Genomic DNA, 18,954 nt, shown 5'->3' with positions numbered 1-18,954 from the left:
TACCGGGACCGACTGCGCGACCTGTAGTTTTTAAAAGAAGATGATTCGATAGAAATGCACTCCAAAACACCGGATCTTCAGCACCTGCCCTACGAAATTTGTTTTTTTATTTCCTACTGACATAAGGCTGTCACTAGCCCTCTCTAAATTTGCTCATAACAAAAAGTCATTTTAAAATTTACATTATGAGCACTGAAACCAAACAGACGAACACTTCCGGTAAGATCATTACCCCAGAACAACTGTTAGCACATTGGCAAGGCCATAGAAGCCTGACCAGAAGAACCATTGAGGTTTTTCCCGAAAAAGATTTTTTCAACTATACCATCGGTGGCATGCGTCCGTTTGCTACAATGATAAAAGAACTACTTGCTATTGCAGGCCCGGGAATTGAAGGAATCGTTACTGAAAAATGGCAAGAGTTTAACGAAGATCTAAAATTAAGCACTAAAGAGGATATCTTAAAATTATGGGATGAAACCACTGTAAAAATAGACACACTTTGGAATGGGATTTCAGAAAGCGAGTTTCAGAAAGAAATTGTTGCTTTTGGCCAGTACGATGGGACCATACAATCTACCATACTCTATTTTATAGACAATGAAATTCATCATCGCGGACAAGGCTATGTATACCTGAGATTCTTAGGTATTGAACCGCCTATGTTCTGGGACAGGAATTAAATTCATACCCATGAAAACTGTTTTAGTCTTTAAAACATCCGTCCAAAACAAAAAAACTATTAAAAATAGGATTAAGAAGCTTTTAAATGAAATAACCGACAATCCCCGTTCCTGGAACTTTGACCTTGAAGACCAGGACAATATCCTTAGAATTGAATCAGAATCAATTAAACCTGAAGAGATTATTCATCCGCTGCTTCAAGCCGGGTTTTATTGTGAAGAACTTATAGATTGAATATAAAAAAAGCCCCAATGCTTGGGGCTTTTAAAATTTTGGATAGATATCGTTAAAAAATCTCTCTTCCTGAAAAATGGAAAGCACCTTCAATAACTGCATTTTCATCACTATCTGAACCATGAACTGCATTTTCTCCGATTGAAGTAGCATATAATTTACGAATAGTTCCTTCTGCAGCTTCTTCCGGGTTTGTAGCACCGATTAAAGTCCTGAAATCTTCAACTGCATTACCTTTCTCTAAAATAGCCGCAACTATCGGTCCTCTGGTCATAAATTCAACCAACTCCCCGAAAAATGGACGCTCACTATGAATCGCATAGAATTCTTCAGCATCACGCTTGCTTAACTGAGTATACTTCATCGCTACAATTTTAAACCCTGCAGCTGTAATTTTTTCTAAGATAGCGCCGATGTGTCCGTTTTCAACAGCATCAGGCTTAATCATTGTAAATGTTCTGTTTGTTGCCATTCGTTTTTTAAATTTGGGTGCAAAAGTAATGCTTTTAATTATTCTGACAAGCAGTTAATACACCTGATCTACTTCTTGAAGCAAAATATTACCATCCCCGATCATTTGCATGGTTGCTTTTTTGGTTTCAAGGTTTAATCTTAATACCCCAAAACTCCTTTCTTTAATCACTTCACCCTCTCTGAATGGGTTTTCTTCACCATTAAATTCTTCGTAGCTATGAGTCAGTCCGCTCGAAGTAAAATCATAAACAGGGTATCCCAAGCCGTTAATATTTATTTTTGAAAATTCAGAGATATGCCTGTCTCCTGATAATAAAATCACTCCTTTGGCCCGGCTCGTAGTTATCAAGTTAAACAATTTGTCTACTTCATGCGGGAAGTTTCCCCACATTTCAAAACCATGCTTGTTAGATAATATCTGAATGCTGCTTACTATAATGTTAAAGTCGGCCTTACTGTTAATGAGTTCAGATTCCAGCCATTTCCATTGTTCGGCACCTAATAACGTACCATCTCCATAAGCGTTTGGCATATATCGCTTTGAAGAACCAAAATCTTTGGTGAGCGGACTCCTGAAATAGCGGGTATCCAACAATATAATTTTTACCGAACCAACACTGCTAAAGTAGGTTTTCGAATTATATGTTCCCTTTCTTTTTCGTAAAACACTGTTCTTGGGTTCGTTTAAAAAATCATAAAACAATTGTTCAGCTTCATCTTTAAATTCAAATTCTTCTCCCCCGTCATTTAATCCATAATCATGGTCATCCCAGACACCTAATATATCTGTCGATTTCATAAGTTGTCGATAATCCTCTCCGCGGGACTGAATATCATAATCCCCGATCATTTTATACTTGTTATAAGGATCTGAATAAATATTATCTCCTCCCCAAATCCAGATATCAGGATTGTTTTTTAAAACATCATCCCATAAAAGGTTTTCTATTTTCTGGTTATCGCAAGAGCCAAAAGCAATGACCAGTTCTTTATCGAACTTTACTTTAGAATTTTTCTGTTTGGCCGTACCACACCCCAGCATTAAACTTATTAAAACCAGGACACAAATCTGTTTGAGCATAAACACGTAATTGATCAGCTACAAAAGTAATATTCCTTTTTAAAATTGCTATATTATTAAATTGTATCTTAGCGCCCCATGAAAGAGAAGCAAATTAAAGACATTAAAAAGTTTTTATCCAGTCCTAAAAAAATTTCTATAATTCCACATAAAAACCCGGACGGTGATGCCATAGGATCATCACTCGGGCTAATGCATTACCTCAAAAAGGGGCAGCATTCTGTTCGCGTGATATCCCCCAATGAATATCCTAACTTTTTAAAATGGATGCCCGGGAATGATGAAGTCATTAAGTTTGATTACCAGGAAGAATTAGCAAAAAAAATACTCCGGGAATCCGATCTTATCTTTACACTTGACTTTAATTCTTTAAACAGAATTGAGGAAATGAAACCCTTTCTTGAAAATCTGGATGTTGATTTTGCCATGATAGATCATCATCAACAACCTGACGAATATGCCAAATATATGTATTCTGACGTATCGATGAGCGCCACTTGTGAAATGATATATCATTTTATCTCATTCTTAGATGGTACTGATAAAATTGATGCGGATATTGCTACATGTCTTTATGCCGGAATTATGACCGATACAGGCTCTTTTCGGTTCTCATCTACTACCAGCACCACCCATCGGATCATTGCAGATTTAATTGAGAGAGGCGCAAAAAACACAGAAATACACAATGCAATTTACGATAGTAACTCTATTGATAAATTACATTTACTGGGTGTTGCCTTAAACAACCTTGTATTCCTTAAAGAATACAATACGGTTTACATAACCCTTACAAAGACAGAACTTGATAAATATAACTTTAAAAAAGGAGATACCGAAGGCTTTGTTAACTATGGTCTCTCTATTGAAGGTGTAAAACTTTCTATTATATTTATCGAAAATAATGATGGAGACTATATTAAAATATCGCTTCGTTCCAAAGGTTCCTTTTCGGTTAATGAAATGGCCAGAACACACTTTAACGGCGGAGGGCATATAAATGCGGCAGGCGGAAGAAGTGATGCAAATATGTCTGACACTATAAAAAAGCTAGAAGCTATATTGCCATCGTATAAAAACGATTTACAATAAATGAAACGCATCTTATTAATTTTATTCTTAACTATCCTTGCAGTATCCTGCAATGAACCCGAACCCAGAAAACCTGTTTCTCGTAAAACAGGCTCGTTTTTACGGGAATCCATTGAAAGGAATAAAGACCTGTTAAGAAAAGAAGAGACTTCTATTAAAAGTATTATTGACAAAGATACCACGCATACGTATTTAAATTCTTCAAACGGATACTGGTATTATTACAATGTAAAAAACACCCTTTCATCATATACACCCAAAACAGATGATGTAGTGATGATTAATTACAACATCCGAACACTGGAAAATGACACTATATATACTAATGAAGAGATTGGTAACATAAAATTCAAGGTCGATAAAGAAGATTATTTTCCAGGATTGAGAACCGGTATTAAACTGATGAAAAAAGGAGAAGAGATCACATTCTTATTTCCTTCCGTGATGGGGTATGGTTACCATGGCGATGATCATAAAATCGGAACCAACCAACCACTCATCAGTACTATCAAACTCATAGATATAATCGAAATAGCTAAAGATTCATTAAATAACGAGAACTAAATCATACCGATAAATACATTTAACAACATGAAAAAAATCAATCTATTTGTTTTAATGCTTGGATTTCTTGCTGCCGGCTGTTCTTCTAAATACAGTGAACTTGGCGATGGCTTGTTTGCAGATATTCAAACCTCTAAAGGCGAAATCATAGTTAAGCTTGCTTACGACAAAACTCCTATTACTGTTGCAAACTTTGTAACGCTGGCTGAGGGGAGTAATCCATTTGTAACAGATTCTATAAAAGGCAAAAAGTATTATGACGGTGTTATCTTTCATCGTGTAATCGAAGACTTCATGATACAATCAGGAGACCCTACAGGACAAGGTAACGGCAATCCCGGGTATAAATTTAAAGACGAATTCGACAAGAACCTCTCTCATGATAAAAAAGGGATCCTATCAATGGCTAATGCAGGATTTGGGACTAACGGAAGTCAATTCTTCATTACACATAAAGCAACAAAATTCCTGGATGCATACGATCAAAATGGAAACCTTAAACCTTGCGAAAATCCAAGAGTTAGTTGTCATGCAGTTTTTGGCGAAGTAGTTAAAGGCCTGGAAGTTGTTGATTCAATTGCTGCTACCGAAACCAACCCGCAGGACAGACCGCTTGAAGATGTGATTATGAACAATATAAAGATCATCAGAAACGGAAAAGAAGCCAAGAACTTCGACGCTGTTAAGGTGTTTAGCAACTATTTTGAAGAAGCCAATAAAAAAGCTGAAGATGCCAGAAAAGCTGCTGAAGATCTGGCTAAAGAATTTGAAGAACAAAAAGCCAAAGCATCCGAAACCGAATCCGGATTAAAATATCTGATTTTAGAAAAAGGGAATGACGACAAACCTAAAGAAGGAGAAACAGTATTAGTTAACTATGCAGGTTATTTCACAGACGGCCTTCTTTTTGACACAAGCTGGTTAGATGTTGCCGAAAAAATGAATGCTGTTCAGCAAAGCAAAGTAAGACGCAACGGATACCAACCATTCCCTACGGCACTTAGCCTGGATGCACAATTGGTTCCCGGGTTCAAGGAAGGGTTATTTTTATTAAACTATGGAGCCAAAGTACGTTTGTTCATTCCTTCTCATCTAGGGTATGGTTCTACAGGTTCAGGGCCTATTCCTCCGGATACCGACCTGGTTTTCGACTTGCAAATCAGCAAACCACAAGAGTAAACTACCTCGGGGCAAGCCCACGAGAAGGCCAAATGCCGGAGCTCCCGATAAGCTATACGGTATAGATTTCGGTTTTCGAGAAATATTTATCCTATAAAAAAACCTCGCTAAAAGCGAGGTTTTTTTATAGCTATTTTTGTTTCGGAATATTTTTAAGTATTTCCAACGTATACTTCCAGAATTTCTGAACGGATGCAATATTCACGCGTTCGTCCGGTGAGTGGGCTCCTCTTATCGTTGGACCAAAACTTATCATATCCATTTCAGGATAATTCTGCCCCAGAATCCCGCATTCCAATCCTGCATGACAGGCAACTACCTCAGGTTGTTCCTGAAATAACTCCTCATACTTTGACTTCAGAACTTCAAGAATCGGGGAATTTACATTTGGTGTCCATCCCGGATATGACCCGCTCAATTCTACATCAAACCCGGCCAACTCAAAAGTGGCTCTCAAGGCATTGGCCAAATCATTTTTTGAAGACTCAACCGACGACCTCGTCAGACACATTACCTCGGCATTTCCGTCTTTTATAGTCACCCTGGCTATATTATTAGAAGTTTCTACAAGGTCTTCCATATCAGCACTCATTCTGTAAACACCGTTATGCGCTGCATAAATAGCTTTTATGACTCCCTCCTGAACTCCTAACGACATCACCCTGGCAGGCGAATCAACTTCTTCCTTATTGATATATAACTCCGGCTCCATCGTTTTCAACTCAGTTTTAATGATCTCAACCAAAGCTTCAAATTCAAAATCAAAAGCACCCTCATGTACTTTATCTATTACTACAACAGCTGTGCTTTCTCTCGGAATCGCATTTCTTAGTCCCCCTCCGTCAATTTCCGCTATTCTTAACCCAAAATTCTCAAAACTTCCAAACAACAGCCTGTTCATAATCTTGTTTGCATTTCCCAATCCTTTATCGATATCCATTCCGCTATGCCCCCCTTGAAGGCCTTTCACGAAAATTTTATATGCTACGGTTTCTTCCGGTGTTTCCTCTTCGTTATAGGTTCTGCTTGCAGTTACATCAACTCCCCCGGCACATCCTATATCAATCTCATCATCCTCTTCCGTATCGAGGTTTAACAGGATTTCTCCTTTTAACAATCCACCTTTTAACCCCATGGCACCTGTCATTCCCGTTTCTTCATCAATCGTAAACAAAGCTTCGAGCGCAGGATGAGCAATTTCATGGCTCTGAAGAATTGCCATAATAGCAGCGACTCCCATACCGTTGTCTGCACCCAGGGTCGTTCCTTTGGCTTTTACCCACTCACCGTCAATGAACATCTCGATTCCCTGAGTAGCAAAATCAAAATCTGTATCACCGTTTTTTTGATGAACCATATCTAGATGCGATTGCATCACAATAGGTGTTCTGCTTTCCATACCTTTGGTGGCAGGCTTCCGGATAATTACATTTCCTACCTCATCTTTTATAGTTTCTAAACCTAAATTATTGCCGAAATCCATCATGAAAGCAATAACCTGCTCTTCTTTTTTGGAGGCTCTAGGCACTGCGTTTAAATCAGCAAAACTGTTCCAGACAGACTGTGGCTCTAATGCCCGTATTTCTTTACTCATGTTTTCAGTGTTTTTTAAACTACAAAAGTAACCATCTTATCAAGAATGTCATTAATTTGGTTAAATTTGAATACATGTCTAAAAGATTAAAAACAATTCTTGCCCTGTCTATCTTCCCGCAGATCATAATCGTGAAATGGCTGGGAAATCATCCTGATTGGATAGAGACTTATTACAGTAATGGCTTTTATCCCCTGTTGTCGAAGTCATTACGATATGCTTTCGGATGGATCCCTTTTTCAATGGGTGATATTTTTTATACTATTACCACCATCCTGATTATTCGGTTCCTGATCTTAAAAGGCAAAATGTTTTTTGCACAGACCCGGAGCTTTTTCAGGGAAATGTTCATTTTAATCTCTTTTCTGTATTTCACTTTCCATCTTTTTTGGGGAATGAATTACTACAGGCAACCTATTCATCAATCGTTAAACATCGCTAACGAATACACCTACGAGGAGCTTATTTCATTTACGGATAAACTGGTAGACAGGTGCAATAACCTCCACTTAAAAATTACGGGAAACGACACCGTTATGGTAAAAATACCATATACCAAACGGGAAATTTACAATATGACCGGTAATGGTTATAGAAACCTGGCAAAAAAAATACCCGAATTGGAGTATAGCCCCGGCAGTATAAAAACCTCCATGTATAGCACAGCCCTTACATATATGGGATATAGCGGCTATTTAAACCCTTTTACCAATGAAGCGCAGGTAAACGGACTTCAGCTCGATTTTAAATACCCTACCGTGAGTTGCCACGAAGAAGCCCATCAAATAGGATACTCAGCAGAAAATGAAGCTAATTTTGTCGGTTATCTGGCTGCGGTCCACAATGAAGACATTTACTTTCAATACTCCGGTTATTTATATGTGATGCGCTACTTTCTGGGCGAAATAAAAAGAAATGACCCTGAATTATTTGAAGCATACAATGCCAGGATCAATCCGGGAATTATCAAGAACTATCTGGAAGTCGCCAATTTTTGGAGAAAACATAAAACCAAGGCCGAACCGGCCTTTAAACAAACCTTCAATACTTTTCTTAAAGCCAACAACCAAAAAGACGGTATAAAAACATATAGCTATGTGGTTGCTTTGCTCATAAACTATTATAAAATCAACCCCTTTTAAAACGTTAAAAAAAACTTAACACTCCGGCTTCTTCTCAAAGTTGTTATATTTTTAAAAAGCTAATTTAAATTAATTCATAAATGAAAATAAAACTACTATCGTTCTGTATGCTATGGATGAGTTTTTCGGTCTTTTCCCAAGAATATTTCCCGAAAAATGATGGTGTAAAGACCATTAAGAATAGTTACACGGCGTTTACCAATGCAAAAATTTACCTGACCCCTACTGAAGTGTCCGATAATGCTACCCTCCTGATTCAAAACGGAAAAGTTGTAGCTACCGGAACCTCTGTTCAAATCCCCGCCAACACAAGAATAATAGATTTGGCCGGCAAATATATCTACCCTTCTTTTATCGATATCTATTCTGAATTCGGTATTGAAAAGCCGAAAAGACAAGGGAACAACCGGGGATCCGGCCCCCAATACGATGCTTCTCGTGAAGGGTACTATTGGAACGACCATATCATACCGGATCAGGAAGCCATAAATAAATTTAAATTCGATAACAGCAAAGCCAATGACCTTATTAAAAATGGATTTGGTCTGGTAAATACCCATATAGCCGACGGAATCGTGAGGGGAACGGGAATGCTCGTAGCATTAAATCCGGAAGGAAACAATAGCGAAAGAATCATAGAACAGCGGTCTGCCCAATTCTTCTCATTCGATAAAAGTGCCGTATCCCTTCAGGCATATCCTACTTCGCTGATGGGGGCTATGGCCCTGTTGAGACAATTATATTACGATGCGGACTGGTATGCCAAAGGAAATGCAGACAATAAAGATATGGCTATTGAAGCCCTGTTGAAAAACAATAAGCTCCCTCAAATTTTTGATGCCGGAAATAATAAATTAAATGTACTCAGGGCCTATAATGTCGGTAATGAGTTCGGTGTTAATTACATTATTAAAGGAAGCGGATACGAATACGAACACATTGATGAAATAAAAAAGATCAATGCTTCTTTGATCATTCCTCTGGATTTTCCAGATGCATATGATGTAACTGACCCGTATCAGGCCTCAAAAGTATCGCTGTCGGACATGCGTCATTGGAATCAGGCACCGGCTAATCTGGCTACATTATCAAACAGCGGAATTTCTTTTGCCCTGACTGCCTCCGCCAATAAAAATATTTCTGAATTCAGCGACCACTTAAGAAAGGCCATACAATACGGTCTGAATCCCGAAGTCGCATTGGCAGCCTTAACAACGGTACCTGCAAAACTCCTCGGTAAAAGCGATAAAATCGGAACCCTGAAAAAAGGAGCTTATGCCAACTTTTTAATTACCTCCGGACCCATATTCGATAAAGCTACCACGCTTTATGAAAACTGGACTCAAGGCCATAAAAACATAATCAATGATATGAATATTAAAGATATTCGTGGCGACTATGACCTGTCTGTATCCGGAACTAAATACAATCTTAGTATTAAAGGTAAAATTGAAAAACCGTCTATAGAATTAAAGCAAGATACGCTTAAAATCGCTTCAAAATTAGATTACAGCAATGGCTGGATAAACCTGTTCTTTGCTCCCAAAACAGACGGAAGCAAATCTTATAACAGATTAACTGCCAGGGTTACAGAAAGTAACAACCTGAATGGTACGGGCACTTTAACCAATGGTACTTCTATCGACTGGACCGCTACCAGGACATCAGATTTTAAAGAAAAGAACGGGAAAGAAAAAGATGAAGACACTCCTAAAGTATTTCCGGTCACTTTTCCTAACAAAGCTTACGGCTTCTCTAATGTCCCATCACAACAAACTGTTCTGTTCAAAAATGCTACCGTATGGACAAACGAAGATAGTGGAATATTAAAAAACACTGATGTTTTGGTTCGAAATGGCAAAATTGCTCAAATCGGAAGTGGTTTGTCGGCAAATGGAGCTACAGTCGTCGATGCCACCGGGAAACATTTAACTACCGGTATCATTGACGAGCACTCTCACATTGCAGCTGATGCTATCAATGAATCAGGCCATAACTCCTCAGCAGAAGTTTCCATCAGCGATGTTGTGAATCCTGACGATATCAATATCTATAGAAATTTGTCCGGAGGTGTTACTACGATTCAGATCTTACACGGTTCTGCCAATCCTATTGGTGGTCGTTCAGCATTGATCAAGCTAAAATGGGGAAGAAATGCTGAAGATATGTTAATCGATAAGGCCCCTAAGTTTATCAAATTCGCTTTAGGTGAAAATGTAAAACAATCAAACTGGGGAAGTACGCAGACCATAAGGTTCCCTCAAACCAGAATGGGAGTTGAACAAGTATTTACCGATTATTTCCAGAGAGCTAAAGAATACCAGGAAGCATGGGATAAGTATAACGGACTTTCCAAAAGAGCAAAATCCAATTCAAAAGCTCCAAGATATGATGTGGAGATGGAAACCATTTCAGAAATCATAAACAAGGAACGTTTTATTTCCTGTCATTCATATGTTCAAAGCGAAATTAACATGCTTATGAAGGTAGCCGACGAGTTTAATTTTAATGTTAACACTTTTACCCACATTCTCGAAGGTTACAAACTTGCTGATAAGATGGTTGAACATGGTGCTGGAGGCTCAACATTTTCCGACTGGTGGGCATATAAATATGAGGTTAAAGATGCTATTCCGTACAATGCTGCAATTATGCATGATGCCGGGGTCACAGTAGCTATTAATTCCGATGATGCCGAAATGTCGAGAAGACTCAATCAGGAAGCTGCTAAAACCATTAAATATGGTGGTGTTTCAGAAGAAGATGCATGGAAATTCGTAACATTGAATCCGGCCAGGCTACTTCATTTAGACGATAAGACAGGTAGTATTAAGGCAGGAAAGGATGCTGATCTGGTGCTCTGGAGTGATCATCCGCTCTCTATTTACGCGGTTGCAGAAAAGACCATGATCGAAGGTGTTATCTACTATGATTATGAGACCATGCAGCATATGCAGGAAAGCATCAATAACGAACGAAACGAACTGATAAACATGATGATTTCTGCCAAAAACAACGGGATGAAAACACAAGCGCCGACAAAGAAAGAAGAAAAACATTTTCATTGTGATTCATTATAAAAAGACAGAACATGAAATGAACCATAATAATAAGGTTGACTGCAACCGGTATCATTAATGGTGAATTCCATCTGACCAATTAAATAATATAGAAAAATAAACAGATGAAAAAAATAATATCATATATAAGCCTTTGTGTTTTTGCTGTTTCTTCTGTAACAGCTCAACAAACACCGGCATCTAAACAAACCCGGTCAATACTCATTACCAATGCAACAGCTCATATTGGTAATGGAAAAGTTATTGAAAACAGCCTTATCGGATTTAAAGACGGTAAACTTACTTTGGTAGCCGATGCCACAACAAGTAAAATAGACGACAATGCGTATGATGTTATCGTCGATGCTAACGGAAAGCAAGTATACCCAGGGTTTATTGCTTGCAATTCTACCCTGGGATTAGTTGAGATCGATGCGGTGCGGGCTACAGACGATGAAGACGAGATCGGAGGCATGATACCGAATATCCGTAGTTTGATTGCATACAATGCAGAATCTCAGATTGTAGAATCGATGAGACCTAATGGAGTCTTATTGGCTCAGATAACTCCCCGCGGGGGGAGAATTTCGGGAACCTCTTCGATAGTCCAACTAGATGCCTGGAACTGGGAAGATGCTGCAATTAAAGTTGATGATGCCATTCACCTGAATTGGCCCAATAGTTTTACGAGAGGGCGTTGGTGGATGGGAGAAGATCCCGGAATGAAACCTAATAAAAAATATCCTGAAGATATTGATGATGTGATTTCATTTATCAAAGAGGCCAAAGCCTACTTAAATGGAGATCAAAAACCAAGAAACTTACCTTACGAAGCCCTGGCCGGTTTGTTCGACGGCTCACAAAAACTGTATATACATGTTGATGGGGAAAAAGAAATAACTGATGCTGTCAATTTTTCAAAGAAAAACAATATTGATATCGTTATTGTCGGAGGCCGCGACGCCTATAAGGTTGCCGATCTGTTAGCCGTCAATAAGGTTCCTGTGCTGGTTGGACGTCCCCACAGCCTGCCTTCAGGCGAAGATACCAATGTTAAACAACCATATAAATTAGCCGGGCTACTCGACAGCAAGGGCGTTTTAGTCAGCATAGACCCCAGCGGGGATATGGAACGTATGAATACCAGAAACTTACCATTCTATGCAGGTACTTTTGCCGCATATGGTTTAGATAAAGAAAAGGCCGTATCGCTTTTAACTGTCAATGCTGCAAAAATATTAGGAATCGATAAATTTACCGGCTCTCTGGAAGTAGGCAAGGATGCTACCCTGTTTATTAGCGAAGGTGATGCGCTGGATATGAGAACCAATGTAATCTCTAAAGCTTACATACAAGGAAGGGACATCAACCTTAAAAGCCATCATACGGAACTGTACGAACGTTACAACAAAAAGATCAACGGTAAATAAACCGGAGCCGGTTCATAAAATATTCAGGAAGAAAACCTGGAAAATATTTCGACGCATGTGCCAGAGTATTTTAATTATCGGGGGATCCTAAAAATATAAGCCGGAAAGCGCGCCAAAAGGCGCGCTTTTTTATTTAATTTTGCTTAAAATTCCAAAGCTTGAAAAACATAACGAGTACACAAAACACGCTTGTAAAACAAATTGTCCTCTTAAAAGAAAAGTCAAGAGAACGAAAAAAAACCGGCAATTTTATTATTGAAGGGCAACGCGAAATACAGCTCGCCGTCAAAGGAGGATACAAAATAAAAACCCTCTTGTTTTACAGCGGGATCATTACAGCTGCTGACATTAACGAATTAACCTCAGTAAACGATATCGACCCTGAACTTATCGAAATCTCAAAAGAGGTTTATCATAAAGTTGCCTACCGAGAAACAACTGAAGGTATACTGGCTATAGCCGCCGCCAAGGAGCATACACTGAGCTCCCTGAATTTCAAACGTGTGAACCCGCTGATACTTATAGCAGAAGCACCTGAAAAACCTGGAAATATTGGAGCACTATTAAGAACCGCAGATGCCGCCGGCCTGGATGCAGTGATTATAGCAAACCCGAAAACAGATATGTACAATCCAAATATTATACGCTCCAGCGTCGGATGTGTTTTCACGAATAATATAGCTACAGGTTCTACAGAAGACATTATTGTTTTTTTAAAAGCTAATGGCATTAAAATTAACTGTGCAGCGCTGACTGCTTCCGTTAACTATCATAAAGTAGATTATAAAAAACCCACAGCGATTGTAGTAGGCACCGAAGCTACCGGACTGAGCAATGATTGGCTTCGTAATTCAACCCAAAACATTATTATTCCAATGCAAGGCGAAATCGATTCTATGAACGTTTCTGTATCAGCCGCAATTATTATTTATGAAGCAAAAAGACAACGTTCTTTTGACTGATGATTCTTTATTTTTTTTCTAAAGTTTAATTTTTTATTAAATGAATCCAAACACACTCTTCTATATTATCATAAGCATCTTAATCGTCGACTTTATTTTCGATAAAGTGCTCGATCGTTTCAATGCCAAACATTTTAATGATCCTGTTCCCGATGAGCTAATAGATGTTTACGATGAGAAAGAATATCTAAAATCTCAACAGTATAAAAAAACCAACTATAAATTCTCAACACTAACTTCAGGCATTTCCATCATAGCAACCCTGACTTTTTTCTTTTTAGACGGGTTTGAGTATGTAGACAATATTGCAAGACAACTTTCAGATAATAATATCATAATTGCACTTATCTTCTTTGGGATCATCATGTTTGCTTCTGATATTCTCAGTACCCCGTTCTCTTATTACCACACTTTTGTGATCGAGGAAGAGTTTGGTTTCAATAAAACTACCAAAAAGACCTTCTTTACTGATAAAATCAAAGGCTGGGTGATGTCTGTCATCCTCGGTGGAGGTATCCTTGCATTGATCATCTGGTTCTATCAGATTACAGGCAAACATTTTTGGCTCTATGCATGGGGTTTTGTAGCTGTATTTACCATATTTATGAATATGTTCTACACAAAACTGATTGTTCCCATATTCAACAAACAAAGTCCTCTGGAGGAAGGTTCTTTAAAAACCAAAATTGAAACTTATGCAGCAAAAGCAGGATTCAATCTCGAAAATATTTTTGTTATTGACGGATCTAAAAGATCAACAAAAGCGAATGCTTATTTTTCCGGATTCGGCAGTCAAAAACAAGTAACGCTTTACGATACGCTCATAAACGACTTGGACGAGGATGAAATTTTGGCAGTATTAGCCCATGAGGTCGGTCATTACAAACACAAACACATTATTTTTAATTTAAGCGCTTCGATCCTCCTTACAGGCGTTACCTTATATCTACTGTCCCTCTTTATCAATATCCCGGAATTTTCAATGGCTATTGGCGTGGATCAACCAAGTTTTCATGCCGGACTCATAACATTCGGGATCCTCTACACCCCGATATCGGAACTTACCGGACTCATAATGAACTATATATCAAGAAAATTCGAATATCAGGCAGACGATTATGCCAAAAAGACTTTCGATGCAGCACCGTTAATAACATCTCTGAAGAAACTTTCAAAAAACAATCTGAGCAACCTGACACCCCACCCTGCTTATGTTTTCGTCCACTACTCCCATCCTACCCTTTTACAAAGGATAAGAGCACTAAAGGCATAGATTTTGTTGTTAAATAATAAAGATTGTGTTAATTTTAATATATGGCTGTAATTGATACGGAATTAGAGAACAAGCAAATTGCCAAGCAGTATAAAGAGCTGTTGCGCATAAGCTATCAGGCCCTTTCTGACGATGATAAAAAACTGATCAGAAAGGCTTTTGATACGGCTGTTGATGCCCATAAGGAGCAACGTCGTAAAAGTGGGGAAGCATATATTTTTCACCCGATTGCTGTCGCAAAAATTGTTGCACGTGAGATCGGATTGGATGCAACTGCTATTGCAGCGGCGCTACTCCACGACGTGGTTGAAGACACAGCATATACCCTTGAGGATATTGAACGGCTCTTCGGTGAGACCATTGCTAAAATTGTAGACGGCCTTACTAAAATATCCATGATCAGTTCAGAGCAGGATATATCATTACAAGCGGAGAACTTTCGTAAAATGCTATTAACACTTAATGATGATGTACGTGTTATCCTGATAAAGATTGCCGATCGCTTACACAATATGCAGACCATGGAGTCCATGCCTGAACACAAACAGGTTAAGATTGCATCGGAAACACTATATATATATGCTCCCCTTGCCCATCGCATCGGCTTATATAACATTAAGACCGAACTTGAAGATCTCGGATTAAAATATACCGAATCCGATGTTTATAATGATATCTTAAGTAAGATTGAAGAAAGTAAGGAAGAGCAGAACGAATATATAGAAACTTTTAGCAATGTCATTAAAGAAGCCCTGGATAATGAAGGGCTTAACTATACTATAAAAGGCAGGCCAAAGTCCATATATTCCATCCGGCGCAAGATGCTTGCTCAAAATGTAAGCTTCGATGAAGTCTATGACAAATTTGCAATCCGGATTATTTATAAAAGTGATTATGCCAATGAAAAATTTTTGGCCTGGAAAATATATTCGATCGTAACCGATCACTTCAGACCTAACCCTGTACGCCTACGCGACTGGATCTCCTCCCCAAAATCAACCGGATATGAAGCATTGCATATTACTGTAATGGGACCTAAAGGAAAATGGGTGGAAGTACAAATAAGAAGTGAACGTATGCATGAAATTGCCGAAAAAGGATACGCTGCTCACTTTAAGTATAAACATGGAAACCAGCAGGAACAGGGAATCGAAGTCTGGCTTAACAGATTACAGGAAGCTCTGGAAAACCCGGAGATGAATGCTGTTGATTTTGTAGAAGAGTTTAAACTAAACCTTTACGCAAAAGAAATCTTCGTCTTTACTCCCAAGGGCGATTTAAAATCATTACCGAAAGACGCCACCCCACTTGATTTTGCTTTCAGCATCCATACAGAGGTCGGTTTACACACGAGAGGAGCCAAAGTAAACGGAAAGCTGGTACCTCTAAGTCATCAGTTAAAAAGCGGCGATCAGGTAGAGGTCATTACTTCCGACAGTTCAAAGCCTAATGCCAACTGGCTAGATTACGCCACCACGGCCAGGGCACGTTCAAAAATTAAATCAGCACTTCGGGAGGAGAAAAAAGATATTGCCGAAGATGGTAAAGAAATTCTCAGGCGTAAACTCAAGCAACTCAAAATAACATTAAATGAAAAAACCGTAAACCAGCTTGTTGTTTACTTTAAACTCAAAACAAGCCTGGATCTTTTCTACAGGGTTGGCATTGGTAAAATAGATAACCAGATGCTCAAAGATTTTGCGGCATCTCGTAACAACACATTCATCAATTTCTTTAAAAACAGAATGAGAAAGGGTTCTTCTGCAGAAGAGATCCACAAAGATGAAATTACAAACAAATACGATCTTTTAGTCTTTGGAAAGGAAGAAGAAAAGTTGGATTATAAGATAGCGAATTGCTGTAACCCGATACCGGGCGATGATGTTTTCGGGTTTGTAACCGTAAACGAAGGTATTAAAATTCATAAAAAAGACTGTCCTAATGCCCTGGCGTTACAGTCTAACTTTGCCTATCGCATCATTCAGGCCAAATGGGTAGATTCTACACAACAAAACTTTACTGCAAATATCAGGTTAACCGGAATCGATAAAATGGGATTGGTGAGTAATGTAACCAAAATCATCTCCAATAATATGCATGTGAACATGAAGAACATCAAATTCGATACAAACGATGGTGTATTCTCCGGAAATATAACCTTAGAAGTAAAAAACAACATCATCCTTAAAAAACTAATAGAAAACCTAAAAAAAGTTAACGGGATAGATAAAGTAACCCGAATTTAATATTTAACCGTACATTTGTAGCTGATTTTGAATTTTCGATAATGAGTGGTAATAAAAATCAAGAGATTGTAAAAACAGTTTTTACTAAGTTTTTAGAAGACAACGGACACCGAAAAACCCCTGAAAGATATGCCATCCTTCAGGAAATCTACGATAACGACGAGCATTTCGATATAGAAAGCCTGTATATCAAAATGAAAAACAAAAATTATCGTGTGAGCCGTGCCACCCTCTACAACACCATCGAGTTATTACTGGAGTGCAGTTTGGTACGGAAACACCAATTCGGACAAAATCAGGCTCATTACGAAAAGTCATTCTTCGACAAACAACATGATCATGTTATTTTAACAGATACTGGAGAAGTATTGGAATTCTGCGATCCGCGCATTCAGACTATCAAAAAAACAATTGAAGAGGTTTTTGATATTAAAATTCAAAACCATTCGTTGTATTTTTACGGCACAAAAAATAAAGACAATTAATTAACTACACATAAATAACACAATGGCGGTAGATTTACTACTAGGATTACAATGGGGAGACGAAGGAAAAGGAAAAATTGTTGACGTTCTCACCAAAGATTACGACATTATCGCACGTTTTCAGGGCGGACCAAATGCAGGGCATACATTAGAGTTTGATGGCATCAAACATGTATTACATACAATTCCTTCCGGAATTTTTCATAAAAATGCTATCAATGTTGTTGGAAACGGGGTTGTGATTGACCCTGTTATCTTCAAAAAAGAAATAGACAACCTGAGCCAGTTCAATATCAATATAAAAGAAAAGCTTCTTATTTCCAGGAAAGCTCACCTTATCTTACCGACACACCGTTTGCTTGATGCGGCTTCCGAAGCTTCTAAAGGAAAAGCCAAGATCGGCTCTACGTTAAAAGGCATCGGACCGACATATATGGACAAAACAGGAAGAAACGGTATCCGTGTTGGAGATTTGGAGTTGGACGACTGGAAAGAACGCTACAGAACATTAGCCAATAAGCATGAAGAAATGATTAATTTCTTTAATGTTGATATTCAATACGATCTGGCAGAACTGGAAAAAGAATTTTTTGAGGCTATCGATGCTTTAAAAGCATTAACCTTTATCGATAGCGAAGAATATATCTTCCAGGCTATGAAATCAGGTAAAACGATCCTGGCCGAAGGTGCACAGGGCTCTTTATTAGACATCGATTTCGGTACATACCCATTTGTAACCTCATCCAATACAACTGCTGCAGGCGCATGTACAGGACTTGGAGTTGCCCCGAATAAAATCGAAGAAGTCCTGGGAATTTTCAAAGCTTATACCACACGTGTGGGTAGCGGCCCTTTCCCAACGGAGTTGTTTGATGAAGATGGGGAAACCCTGGGTCGTGTAGGAAACGAATTCGGAGCCACTACAGGCAGAAAAAGACGTTGTGGTTGGTTAGATCTGGTTGCTTTACGCTATGCCGTACAGGTAAACGGGGTTACACGGCTAATGATGATGAAAGCCGACGTTCTTAGCGGTTTTGAGACATTAAAGGTTTGTACCGGATATAAATACAATGGTGAAACCATCAACCACCTTCCCTATAATATAGAACCTGAAAATGTAGCACCGGTATATATAGAAATGAAAGGGTGGTCTAAAGACCTTACCGGACTTTCATCTGCGGAAGATTTTCCGAAAGAGCTTCATGAATATATCAGCTTCCTTGAAAAAGAACTAGAAGTACCTATTAAAATTGTTTCGGTCGGCCCGGATAGAACTCAAACCATACATCTATAAAAATAGAAACGCTTTGGTTCCGGAACCAAAGCGTTTTTATTTGTACTGAAGTTCCGTTAAAAACATTATATATCAACATCGTAAACTACCTCGATACAGTTCCATAGACATCCTTCCAAACATATATTTATAAGTTTTACAACTGTCTGGATGAAACAAGC

At 38.5% G+C, this 18,954-nt stretch carries 16 protein-coding genes; 13 read left to right on the top strand and 3 right to left on the bottom strand.

Annotation, left to right across the window (positions count from 1 at the left end; translation table 11 throughout):
• Positions 1-185: 185 nt before the first annotated feature.
• Positions 186-683 carry a DinB family protein gene (locus tag MQE36_RS10705; RefSeq protein WP_242935965.1) on the top strand — a complete coding sequence of 166 codons (498 nt, stop codon included), beginning with the start codon at positions 186-188 and terminating at the stop codon, positions 681-683.
• A 10-nt stretch (positions 684-693) separates the two neighbouring features.
• Positions 694-918, top strand: coding sequence for a hypothetical protein (locus MQE36_RS10700; RefSeq protein WP_242935964.1), 225 nt, complete (start codon positions 694-696; stop codon positions 916-918).
• A 52-nt stretch (positions 919-970) separates the two neighbouring features.
• On the opposite strand, the gene MQE36_RS10695 is transcribed toward MQE36_RS10700, so the two are convergent.
• Positions 971-1,390, bottom strand: a complete 420-nt coding sequence (locus MQE36_RS10695) for a nucleoside-diphosphate kinase (RefSeq protein WP_242935963.1) — start codon at positions 1,388-1,390, stop codon at positions 971-973.
• A gap of 54 nt (positions 1,391-1,444) precedes the next feature.
• Positions 1,445-2,473, bottom strand: a complete 1,029-nt coding sequence (locus tag MQE36_RS10690) for an alkaline phosphatase D family protein (RefSeq protein ID WP_242935962.1) — start codon at positions 2,471-2,473, stop codon at positions 1,445-1,447.
• Positions 2,474-2,551: 78 nt separating this feature from the next.
• Here MQE36_RS10690 and MQE36_RS10685 point away from each other — a divergent pair, with 78 nt between their 5' ends.
• The 3 genes from MQE36_RS10685 to MQE36_RS10675 are packed head-to-tail and all read left to right on the top strand — an operon-like array spanning position 2,552 to position 5,308.
• Positions 2,552-3,565: a DHH family phosphoesterase gene (locus MQE36_RS10685; protein ID WP_242935961.1), complete on the top strand. Its 1,014-nt coding sequence runs from the start codon at positions 2,552-2,554 to the stop codon at positions 3,563-3,565.
• A complete protein-coding gene (gene gldI / locus MQE36_RS10680; RefSeq protein WP_242935960.1) occupies positions 3,566-4,129 on the top strand; it encodes a gliding motility-associated peptidyl-prolyl isomerase GldI in 564 nt (187 codons plus the stop codon).
• A 27-nt stretch (positions 4,130-4,156) separates the two neighbouring features.
• The gene (locus MQE36_RS10675) at positions 4,157-5,308 is read left to right on the top strand and encodes a peptidylprolyl isomerase (protein WP_242935959.1); all 1,152 of its coding nucleotides are present in this window, start codon (positions 4,157-4,159) and stop codon (positions 5,306-5,308) included.
• A 130-nt stretch (positions 5,309-5,438) separates the two neighbouring features.
• On the opposite strand, the gene MQE36_RS10670 is transcribed toward MQE36_RS10675, so the two are convergent.
• Entirely contained in the window at positions 5,439-6,902 is a 1,464-nt protein-coding gene (locus MQE36_RS10670; protein ID WP_242935958.1) for an aminoacyl-histidine dipeptidase, read from the bottom strand.
• A gap of 74 nt (positions 6,903-6,976) precedes the next feature.
• On the opposite strand from MQE36_RS10670, the gene MQE36_RS10665 reads away from it, so the two are divergent.
• From MQE36_RS10665 to MQE36_RS10630, 8 genes are all read left to right on the top strand, one after another.
• Positions 6,977-8,044 (top strand): DUF3810 domain-containing protein, encoded by a 1,068-nt coding sequence (locus MQE36_RS10665; protein ID WP_242935957.1) that lies wholly within the window; start codon positions 6,977-6,979, stop codon positions 8,042-8,044.
• 80 nt (positions 8,045-8,124) lie between these two features.
• Complete coding sequence (locus tag MQE36_RS10660) at positions 8,125-11,124, top strand: amidohydrolase family protein (RefSeq protein ID WP_242935956.1); 3,000 nt, start codon at positions 8,125-8,127, stop codon at positions 11,122-11,124.
• Positions 11,125-11,228: 104 nt separating this feature from the next.
• Positions 11,229-12,533, top strand: a complete 1,305-nt coding sequence (locus MQE36_RS10655; RefSeq protein WP_242935955.1) for an amidohydrolase family protein — start codon at positions 11,229-11,231, stop codon at positions 12,531-12,533.
• 158 nt (positions 12,534-12,691) lie between these two features.
• Positions 12,692-13,495 carry a TrmH family RNA methyltransferase gene (locus MQE36_RS10650; protein ID WP_242935954.1) on the top strand — a complete coding sequence of 268 codons (804 nt, stop codon included), beginning with the start codon at positions 12,692-12,694 and terminating at the stop codon, positions 13,493-13,495.
• Between the two features lie 40 nt (positions 13,496-13,535).
• A complete protein-coding gene (locus MQE36_RS10645) occupies positions 13,536-14,768 on the top strand; it encodes a M48 family metallopeptidase (protein ID WP_242935953.1) in 1,233 nt (410 codons plus the stop codon).
• 41 nt (positions 14,769-14,809) lie between these two features.
• On the top strand, positions 14,810-17,014 hold the full coding sequence (locus MQE36_RS10640) for a RelA/SpoT family protein (protein ID WP_242935952.1): 2,205 nt from the start codon (positions 14,810-14,812) through the stop codon (positions 17,012-17,014).
• 41 nt (positions 17,015-17,055) lie between these two features.
• Positions 17,056-17,499, top strand: coding sequence for a Fur family transcriptional regulator (locus tag MQE36_RS10635; RefSeq protein ID WP_242935951.1), 444 nt, complete (start codon positions 17,056-17,058; stop codon positions 17,497-17,499).
• Between the two features lie 22 nt (positions 17,500-17,521).
• A complete protein-coding gene (locus MQE36_RS10630) occupies positions 17,522-18,793 on the top strand; it encodes an adenylosuccinate synthase (RefSeq protein ID WP_242935950.1) in 1,272 nt (423 codons plus the stop codon).
• Positions 18,794-18,954 lie beyond the last annotated feature (161 nt).

The organism is Zhouia spongiae (genome assembly GCF_022760175.1).
Lineage (GTDB): Bacteria > Bacteroidota > Bacteroidia > Flavobacteriales > Flavobacteriaceae > Zhouia > Zhouia spongiae.
Note: the sequence above shows the minus strand (reverse complement) of the source record. Positions and strands in the feature narration are given on the sequence as shown.